Here is an 8,440-nt window from a genome sequence, read left to right on the forward strand (position 1 = left end):
GCGCAGGGCGGCGCGGCCAGCGCGGCGGCGGTCAGCGCCGCCCGGGCCGCGGCCGCGCAGCGGCGCGGTTCGGGCGGCTCGGGCGGCGACGGCCGTCGGGGCACCCGGGCGTACAGCTCCTCGGCCAGCGAGAACAGGTCGGCGTGCCGGCAGCGCGCCGCGGCGTCCGGGCCGAGCCCGGCCTCCTCCAGCCCGGCGGCGATCTCCAGCGGGTCGACGGCGCGCTCGCACAGGTCCCGGTGCTCGGCCATCAGCTCGCGCACCGGGTCGGCGCTGGCCACGGGGCCGGACATCAGACGGCCTCCGCGAGGGCGGGGCCGGCGGGGCGGGCCGGGTCGGGGCGGGTCGGGTCGGTGCGCACCGTGCGCACCGCCAGGGCGGCGAGCTGCCCGGCCTGCCCGGCCCGGCGGCGCGGCGCGGGCGCCCCGTCCGCCTCCTCGTCGCGGCCGCCGGCCGGGCCGTCGTTGAGCCAGTACTCGGCGGGGCGCGCGAACGGGCGCGGTGCCCGGCCGCCGTGGCCCGCCCCGCCGCCCTCGGGGAAGGCGGGGTACTGCGAGACCAGTTCCAGGTAGATCTCCCGGAAGGCGCCGGTCACCGGCTCGACGGCGAAGCGTTCCTGCGCCCGCAGCCGCCCCGCCAGGCCGAGCCGGGAGCGCCGCTCCTCGTCGCGCAGCAGTGCCAGGCAGGCCCCGGCCAGGGCCCGGGGGTCGCGGGCGGGCACCAGCAGCCCGGTCGGGCCGACCACCTCGCGGGCCACCCCGACGTCGGTGGAGACCACCGCGCGGCCGCTGAGCATGGCGTCGACGAGCAGCCGGGGGCTGCGCTGGGAGAGCGCGGAGAAGACCGCCACCGTGCCGCCCTGCCAGGCCTCGGCGAGCGAGCCGGGCCGGCCGGCGAACTCCACCGCCGCGGTCACCCCGAGCCGTTCGGCGACGGCCGCGCAGTGCGCCCGGTAGCCGGGGGCGGCCTCCTCGCCGTGCAGCACCAGGCGGGCCGCCGGCAGTTCGGCGCGGACCCGGGCGAAGGCGTGCAGCACCAGTTCGGTGTCCCGCCCCGGCTCCAGCGGGCCCGCCCAGACCAGGGTGGGCCGCTCGGGCTCGGGCCCGGCCGCCGGGCGGTCCACCGCCGGGGTGCCCTCGTGGACGACCCGGGTGCGCGCCGGATCGGCCCCGCAGCGGCGCTGCCACTGCTGGTCGTGGGCGCTGCCCGGGGTGAGTATCGCGGCCTGCCGGTAGGTCTCCTCGGTGAGCGCCCGGAAGAAGGACAGCAGCAGCGCCCGGACCGGCCATCGGTACGGCGCCGCGTGACTCGCCCGCTCGCCTCCGGGCGCTCGGACCCGGTGCCGACGGTCGTCGCTCCGGCGCTCGTCCCTCGCTTGTCGCTCCTCGCTTTCGGCACCGGCGCGCCCTTCGGCTCGGGGCGGGTAACCCAGGTACTGCTCGCGCAGGTGCAGGCCGTGCTCGGTGACCACGAAGGGCACGCCGTGCAGCTGCCGGGCGACCAGGGCGGGGAGCGCGGCCGGGCCGCCGCCGACCACGTGGCACAGGTCGACGGCGCCGAGGCCGCCGGGCCCGGTGCCGTACCAGGGCGCGGAGAGCGGGCGCAGGCACTGCTCCAGCAGGTCCGCGGCGACCAGCACGTCGCGGACCAGCGGCTGTCCGGCCGAGGTGTCCGCGCCGGGCAGCCGCCAGGTCCGCTCCAGCACCCGGCGGGCGTGGGCGGAGGCGAGGAAGGCGGGCAGGGTGCCCTCGTCCTCCCGGGCCGACGCCGCCAGCCGGTACAGCCCGGCCCCGAAGCCGGCCCGCTCCCCGGGCAGCACCAGTGCCCGCACCAGGTCCTCGTACGCCCGGGCGTACTGGCGTCTGCGCAGCGCCCCGGGGGCGCGGCCGCGCGGCCGGCGGCCCCACAGCACGAGGTGGTGGGTGCCGGGCCGGGCGGGCGGGCGCCGGGCGCCGGGGTCGTCCGGGCCGGTGAGCAGGTACCGCTCGAACTCGTGCTCCGGCAGGCCCTCGGCCAGCCGCTCGCACCAGGCCCCGGCACCACGGTCGGGATGCGGACGGGCACCCTCGGTGAGCAGCGCGACGCGCACGGGAGTCCTCCTTCTGCCTCGGGACGGGGGCGGTGACGGCAGCCCCGGTCAGGGCCGACCGCCCCCCGCACCCCTGGGACGCCCCCTGGGCGGGGGCCACGGGAGCCGCGGGGCCGTACGCCGGGACGCTTGCTCGGGCCGTGCGCCGCGTGCTCCGGCGTCAGCGGTCCTCCCCCACACCTGTTCGGTCCGGCAGCAGAAAGGTAGGACCGGCCCGGGGCGATCCATCGGTCACATGCCTGGCTGCCACCTGAACGAGTGAACTGCCGTGACCTCGCCCGGGACCGGGCCGTTAGCGGGCGCTATACGCCGCTCCGGCGCCGGGGCGGTACCGCTCCGGTGCCGCTCCGGCCCCGCCCGCCGCTCAGCGGGCGGTGTCCGCGATCAGCTCGCGCACGGCCCGGGCGACCGCGTCGGGGTGCTCCATCATCGCCACGTGCCCGGACTCGGGCAGCACCAGCAGCCGGGCGTCGGCGAAGGCCGCGCAGGCCCGCCGGGCGGAGCGGTAGGCGACCAGCCTGTCGCGCAGCCCGTACACCAGCAGCACCGGCGCCGCGACCTGCTCGGCCTGCCGCCACAGCGCCTGGTCGCCGCGCTCGGTGTAGGCGGAGACGATGCCGCGGGCCGAGCCGATCAGGGCCGGCATCGCGTGCGGCTGCGCCAGCCGGTGCCGGTACTCGGCCACCGCCTCGGCGCGGGCGGTGGGGCTCAGGCCGGCCGGGTCGCCGTAGACCAGGCGCAGCAGGTCCTCGGTGGCCGCCTCGGCGTCGCGCCGCCCGGCCGGCAGCCGGCGCAGCAGGGCGGGCAGTCCGGGCAGGGCGAGCAGGCCGGTGGGCCAGGCGGAGCGCTGCGGGGGCAGTTCGGGCAGCGCGGGCGAGACGAGGGTGAGGCTGCGGACCAGGTCGGGGCGCAGCGCGGCGAGCCGGACGGAGACGGCGCCGCCGAGCGAGTTGCCGAAGAGGTGGACGGGGCCGCGGCCGGCGGCCTCCAGGTAGCCGATGACGGCGCGGACGTGGCCGGAGAGGCTGAGGTTGCCGTCGGCGGGCGGGCCGGAGCGGCCGAAGCCGGGCAGGTCGAGGGCCTCGCCGTCGACGAGGCCGGAGAGCCGGTCCATCAGCGCGCTCCAGTTGCCGGCCGAGCCGCCCAGGCCGTGCACGAAGAGTCCGGGCTCGCGGCCGTCGGTGCCGCCCGCTCCGGCGGGCCGGTGCACCGCGAGCACCGCGCCGGGGACCTCGACCGTACGTACCTGCTGCTCAGCGCTGCTCATGGTGGACGATGGTAGTGAGGGCCGGTCGGGGGCGGCGGGGGTGGTCCGGCCTTCCCGGCCCCCGTCCCGTCCGCCCGTCCCCTCGCCCGCCCCATCCCTCGTCGCACCACTGCCGACGCCGAGGTCAGCGCCGTATTGTGGGCTCCTGACAAGCGGCCGGACTGCTTTTCTCGCCTTCGCCAGGGGCGGGCGCGGTTACCGAAAAGTAGACTCGGCCCTCTTGCCAGCCCCGAAGAACCCCGAAGTGAGGAGCGCCGTGACGGCCATCCAGGAGGCGCAGGAGCGCCCGCGCGGTGCCCGCCTGCCGCGAAGCGCCCGCCGTGAACAACTGCTCGGTGCCGCCCAGGAGGTGTTCGTCGCCCAGGGTTACCACGCGGCCGCCATGGACGACATCGCCGACCGCGCCGGGGTGAGCAAGCCGGTGCTCTACCAGCACTTCCCCGGGAAGCTGGACCTCTACCTGGCGCTGCTGGACAAGCACTGCGACGCCCTGGTCGAGTCGACCCGGGACGCGCTGGGCACCACCACCGACAACAAGCTGCGGGTGGCCGCGACGATGGAGGCGTACTTCAACTACGTCTCCAGCGAGTCCGGCGCGTTCCGGCTGGTCTTCGAGTCGGACCTGACCAACGAGCCGGCCGTGCGCGAGCGGGTGGAGCGGGCCTCCGAGGCGAGCGCGACGCTGGTCAGCCAGGTGATCCAGGAGGACACCGACCTGCCGGAGGCGGAGTCCAAGCTGCTGGCGGCCGGGGTCTGCGGCCTGGCCCAGATCACCGCCCGGTACTGGCTGTCGCAGGGTCTGGACATCCCGCGCGACGAGGCGGTGCGGCTGGTCGCCAGCCTGGCGTGGCGGGGGCTCAAGGGCTTCCCGATGCACCCGGGCGACCTCGCGCCGGAGGGCTCCGCCCAGCAGTGACGATCCGCTGACCTTCGCCTGGGCGGTGATCGGGTGCTCTATGGTGAAGCCGTACGGCGCGGTCGCCGTGATCGCTTGTCCCAGGCGGTCCGTCGCCGCGCGTGGAGACTGCAGAACCGGAGGGACGGAAGCCGTGGAGGTCAAGATCGGCGTGCAGAACGCGCCGCGCGAAATCGTGATCGAGAGCTCGCAGACTGCCGATGAGGTCGAGAGCGCGGTCGCGAAGGCGCTGGAGGGCTCCACCAAGCTCTTCTCGCTCACCGATGAGCACGGCCGTCGCGTCATCGTCCCGGCCGAGCGCCTGGCGTACGTGGAGATCGGCGAGTCGGCGGCCCGCAAGGTGGGCTTCGGCACCACCTGAGCCGCCGCCGAGCAGGTCCGTCCGGTGCCCCGTTCCCTCCCGAGGGAACGGGGCACCGTCGCGTGTACGGGCAGGTCGGCCTGGGTACGGCTCGGGGCCCCGGGCCGGGCGGGCGGGCCCCGGCCACCGGGGCCGCCCCGCCCCCGCACGCCCGTTCCCCCGGGGAGGCCGCCGTGCTGGTCGAATCGCTCGTCTTCGTGCTGGTCGGCCTGGCCGCGGCCGCGGCCGCGCTGCTGGGCCTGCCGGGGTACTACCGGGCCCCCCGCCCGCTGGTGGTGGGGACGGCCCTGGCCTCGGCGCTGCTCGGCGGGGTGGTCGCGCACTTCTGCCTGGACGGTCGCCTGCCGGTGGCCGCGGTGGTGTTCTCGGCACTGGCCGCGGGGGTGGTCACCTCGCTGCTGGCCCGGCCGGACCTCGCCGCCGGGCGGGCCCCGGCGCACCGGCACCACCCGCACCGGGCCGGCGCCCACCGCGCGCCGCGGCGGCACCGGCCGGCCTGAGGCCCGTGGCGGGGCGCACGACGGGGCCCGTGACGGGGCCCGTTACGAGGCCAGGCCGAGGGCGGCCATCCGCCGGGTGTGCGCCTCGGTGATCCGGTTGAACATCTTGCCGACCTCGACCAGGTCGAAGCCCTGCACCTGGACGCCGCCGACCAGCAGGTTGGAGAGCGCGTCCCGCTCGGCGACGACCCGCTGGGCCTGGCTGAGCGCCTCGCCCATCAGCCGCCGGCCCCACAGGGCGAGCCGGCCGCCGGCCCGCGGGTCGGCCTCGATGGCCTGGCGGACCTTGTCGACCGCGAACTGTCCGTGGCCGGTGTCGGACATGACGCTGAGGACCAGGTCGCGGGTGTCGTCGTCCAGCCGGACGGCCACCTCGCGGTAGAAGTCGGTGGCGATGGCGTCGCCGACGTAGGCCTTGACCAGGCCCTCCAGCCAGTCCGAGGGCGCCGTCATCCGGTGGAACAGCTCCAGCGGCTCGACGAAGGGGCGCATCGCCTCCTGCGGGTCGGCGCCGATCTCGGCGAGCCGGTCGTGCAGCCGCTGGTAGTGCTGGAACTCGGCGGAGGCCATCCGGGCCAGGGCCGCCTTGTCGGCGAGGCCGGGCGCCAGCTTGGCGTCCTCGGCGAGCCGCTCGAAGGCGCTCAGCTCGCCGTACGCGAGCGCGCCGAGCAGGTCGAGCACCGCCGCGCGGTAGCCCGGTTCGGCCGAGCACGTGGCCCAGTCGCCGATCGAGCCGGGCGCGCCGTCCTGCGTCTCACCATGGGTCTCCATGACCCGCCACCTTAGTCCCGCCCCCGCCCGCGCCCCACCACCGGACGCACCCCGGTGACCTGCCGGATCGGCTCCCGGCGCCCCCGTCGGCGGGGTCGGTGTCAGACGCATCACGTGTTCGAGTCGTCGCCTGACTGTATGGTGGTACGGAGCCCCGTCGTGCTCGCACGGTGCCACCGCCGTCTCGGTGGCCCGCACGAGCCCGCTCCGTAGCGGCAGCGCGTCCCCCGGACGTGTCCGCACCGGAGGCACGGGTACTCACGTACGCGGATGCCCGGTCGGAGAGCCGATCGGCTCCGACCATGGCTTGGACTTCAAGCCTTGGCACCGCATCAGTGGCCGAGCGAGGGCCGCCGAGACCACGCCCACCTGGCGGAGGTCCCGCGCAGGTCCCTCACGGGAACTCTCCCCGACGCCGCCGGCGACGCGCCCCGCCAACGGGCCGCGCGCACCGGCCGGCCGCAGGGACCGGCGCGGTAGTGCGTCCGCTCAGCTGTACTCGGGGCCGCCAGGCCCGTACACAGCCGCGCGGCTGCCCGCCCGCCGCTCGCTCTCGGCCCCTCCGAAAACGGAAGAGGCAGCACCCTGTCCACCACCGCTGAACCCATCAAGACGACGTTCCGGGACCTGGGGATCCTCCCGGAGACCGCCGAGGCCCTCGAGTCCGTCGGCATCGTCCACCCCTTCCCCATCCAGGAGATGACCCTCCCGGTCGCGCTGACCGGCCACGACGTCATCGGCCAGGCCAAGACCGGCACCGGCAAGACCCTCGGCTTCGGCCTGCCGCTGATCGAGCGCGCCGTGGTGCGCGCCGACGTGGACGCCGGCCGGGCCACCGAGGACCAGCTCTCGGACTTCCCGCAGGCGCTGATCGTCGTCCCGACCCGCGAGCTCTGCACCCAGGTCACCAACGACCTGCAGACCGCCGGCAAGGTCCGCAACGTCCGCGTGCTCGCGGTCTACGGCGGCCGGGCGTACGAGCCGCAGGTCGAGGCGCTCAACAAGGGCGTCGACATCGTGGTCGGCACCCCGGGCCGACTGCTGGACCTGGCCGGCCAGAAGAAGCTGAACCTGTCCAAGGTCCGCGCGCTGGTCCTGGACGAGGCCGACGAGATGCTCGACCTGGGCTTCCTGCCCGACGTCGAGAAGATCATCACCATGCTGCCGGCCAAGCGGCAGACCCTGCTGTTCTCGGCCACCATGCCGGGCCAGGTCATCAACCTCGCCCGCCGGTACATGAGCCAGCCGACCCACATCCGGGCCGCCGCCCCGGACGACACCGGCGCCACCGTCGCCAACATCGAGCAGCACATCTTCCGTGCCCACTCGCTCGACAAGGTCGAGATGGTCTCGCGCATCCTCCAGGCCGACGGCCGCGGACTGGCGATGATCTTCTGCCGCACCAAGCGCACCGCCGCCGACGTCTCCGACCAGTTGACCCAGCGCGGCTTCGCGGCCGGCGCCGTCCACGGCGACCTCGGCCAGGGCGCCCGCGAGCAGGCGCTGCGCGCCTTCCGCAACGGCAAGGTCGACGTGCTGGTCTGCACCGACGTGGCCGCCCGCGGCATCGACGTCGAGGGCGTCACCCACGTCATCAACTACCAGTGCACCGACGACGAGAAGACCTACCTGCACCGGATCGGCCGCACCGGCCGGGCCGGCGCCTCCGGTACGGCCGTCACCCTGGTCGACTGGGACGACATCCCGCGCTGGCAGCTGATCAACAAGGCGCTGGACCTGCCGTTCAACGAGCCGGAGGAGACCTACTCCACCTCGCCGCACCTGTACGAGCTGCTGAAGATCGCGCCGGGCACCAAGGGTGTGCTGCCGCGTTCGGAGCGCACCCGGGCCGGGCTCGGCGCGGAGGAGATCGAGGACCTCGGCGAGACCGGCGGGCGCGGCGCCCGCCCCGGTCGCGGCGCTGCCCGCGGCGGGCGGGCCGGCTCGGGCCGCCCGGCCGTCGAGGCCCCGGCGGCGGAGGAGAAGCCGCGCCGCACCCGTGAGCGCCGCCGCACCCGCCGCGGTTCGGAGCTCGGCGAGGGCGAGGCGGCCGTCGCCGCGGCGGTGACCGAGGCGGCTCCGGCCGTCGAGGGTGCCGAGGGCGAGACCGCGCCGCGCCGTCGCCGCCGCCGTTCGCGCGGTGGCGCCGCCTCGGGCGAGGTCACCCCGGTGGCCGCCGCCGAGGTCGTCGCCGAGGCGGCCGCGGTGGTCGAGGCCGCCGTGGTCGCGGCCGAGCCGGTGGCCCCGGAGGCCCCGGTGGCCGAGGAGAAGCCGCGCCGGACCCGGACCCGCAAGCCCAAGGCCGAGGCGGCCGAGGTGGCCGAGGCCGTCGAGGTCGTGGAGGCCGCCGCCGTCGCCGAGGCTCCGGCCGAGGCCCCGGCGGAGAAGAAGCCGGCCCGCACCCGGACCCGCAAGCCCAAGGCCGAGGTCGCCGAGGTCGCGGAGACCGTCGAGGCCGCCGCCGTCGCCGAGGCTCCGGCCGAGGCCCCGGCGGAGAAGAAGCCGGCCCGCACCCGGACCCGCAAGCCCAAGGCCG

At 76.4% G+C, this 8,440-nt stretch carries 7 protein-coding genes and 1 pseudogene; 4 read left to right on the top strand and 4 right to left on the bottom strand.

Features of this window, described 5'->3' with window-relative positions:
* The 3 genes and pseudogenes from ACFXPX_RS42680 to ACFXPX_RS42690 all read right to left on the bottom strand — a co-directional run.
* Positions 1–293: pseudogene (locus ACFXPX_RS42680) on the bottom strand (hypothetical protein); the annotation flags it as partial.
* On the bottom strand, positions 293–2,089 hold the full coding sequence (locus ACFXPX_RS42685) for a DUF3492 domain-containing protein (protein WP_380594599.1): 1,797 nt from the start codon (positions 2,087–2,089) through the stop codon (positions 293–295). The gene ACFXPX_RS42685 and the pseudogene ACFXPX_RS42680, both read right to left, overlap by 1 nt.
* A gap of 364 nt (positions 2,090–2,453) precedes the next feature.
* Complete coding sequence (locus tag ACFXPX_RS42690; protein WP_380409704.1) at positions 2,454–3,356, bottom strand: alpha/beta fold hydrolase; 903 nt, start codon at positions 3,354–3,356, stop codon at positions 2,454–2,456.
* A gap of 256 nt (positions 3,357–3,612) precedes the next feature.
* On the opposite strand from ACFXPX_RS42690, the gene ACFXPX_RS42695 reads away from it, so the two are divergent.
* The 3 genes from ACFXPX_RS42695 (at position 3,613) to ACFXPX_RS42705 (ending at position 5,133) form a co-directional block, all read left to right on the top strand.
* Complete coding sequence (locus ACFXPX_RS42695; RefSeq protein WP_375884822.1) at positions 3,613–4,272, top strand: TetR/AcrR family transcriptional regulator; 660 nt, start codon at positions 3,613–3,615, stop codon at positions 4,270–4,272.
* Between the two features lie 133 nt (positions 4,273–4,405).
* The gene (locus tag ACFXPX_RS42700) at positions 4,406–4,633 is read left to right on the top strand and encodes a DUF3107 domain-containing protein (protein ID WP_375884820.1); all 228 of its coding nucleotides are present in this window, start codon (positions 4,406–4,408) and stop codon (positions 4,631–4,633) included.
* A 173-nt stretch (positions 4,634–4,806) separates the two neighbouring features.
* Positions 4,807–5,133 carry a hypothetical protein gene (locus ACFXPX_RS42705; RefSeq protein ID WP_380645003.1) on the top strand — a complete coding sequence of 109 codons (327 nt, stop codon included), beginning with the start codon at positions 4,807–4,809 and terminating at the stop codon, positions 5,131–5,133.
* 42 nt (positions 5,134–5,175) lie between these two features.
* On the opposite strand, the gene ACFXPX_RS42710 is transcribed toward ACFXPX_RS42705, so the two are convergent.
* Positions 5,176–5,904 carry a ferritin-like fold-containing protein gene (locus ACFXPX_RS42710; RefSeq protein ID WP_375884817.1) on the bottom strand — a complete coding sequence of 243 codons (729 nt, stop codon included), beginning with the start codon at positions 5,902–5,904 and terminating at the stop codon, positions 5,176–5,178.
* Between the two features lie 699 nt (positions 5,905–6,603).
* On the opposite strand from ACFXPX_RS42710, the gene ACFXPX_RS42715 reads away from it, so the two are divergent.
* The coding region (locus tag ACFXPX_RS42715; protein ID WP_380645004.1) for a DEAD/DEAH box helicase at positions 6,604–8,440 on the top strand (1,837 nt) is incomplete at its 3' end.

Source organism: Kitasatospora sp. NPDC059146 (genome assembly GCF_042786665.1).
In the GTDB taxonomy this organism is placed as follows: domain Bacteria; phylum Actinomycetota; class Actinomycetes; order Streptomycetales; family Streptomycetaceae; genus Kitasatospora.

Coding starts and splice junctions, on each gene's coding strand:
- ACFXPX_RS42690 (WP_380409704.1), bottom strand. CDS start 3,356: ATGAGCAGCGCTGAGCAGCAGGTACGTACGGTCGAGGTCCCCGGCGCG.
- ACFXPX_RS42710 (WP_375884817.1), bottom strand. CDS start 5,904: ATGGAGACCCATGGTGAGACGCAGGACGGCGCGCCCGGCTCGATCGGC.